Genomic DNA, 371 nt, shown 5'->3' on the forward strand with positions numbered 1-371 from the left:
GCCGGGCTGCTGGCCGCCGGGCTGCTGGGCCGACTCCGGCCCCGGATGGCCGCCGTTGCCGCCGTTGCCGCCGTTGCCGCCGCTTCCGGAGGCAAGGGCGGGGAGGGCGAGGTTCTCACCGTCCCGCCGGGCCCGCCGTCCGGTGGGCGGAACGGGCTGCTGCGGGTCCACCGGGACGCCCTGGGGCGGCACGGTCTGCCCGAGCTGCGGCCGACCGCCGCCCTGGGCGTTCTCGGCCGCGGTGACGACCGACCCCTCGGAAGGCGCGGCGGGCGCCGAGGAGGACGCCGCGGCCGGGGCGGAGGTCAGGGCCAGCGCCTGCCGCTGCGGTTGCTGGGGCTGCTGGGCCTGCTCCGGCGCGGCGCCCACCG

Annotated in this window: 1 pseudogene; it reads right to left on the bottom strand. The window is 81.1% G+C overall.

Annotation, left to right across the window (positions count from 1 at the left end):
• Positions 1 to 371 (bottom strand): annotated as a pseudogene (locus tag G3I54_RS30085) (hypothetical protein); the annotation flags it as partial.

The sequence above is a fragment of the Streptomyces sp. SID14515 genome (assembly GCF_010548505.1).
GTDB classification, from domain to species: Bacteria; Actinomycetota; Actinomycetes; order Streptomycetales; family Streptomycetaceae; genus Streptomyces; species Streptomyces caviscabies.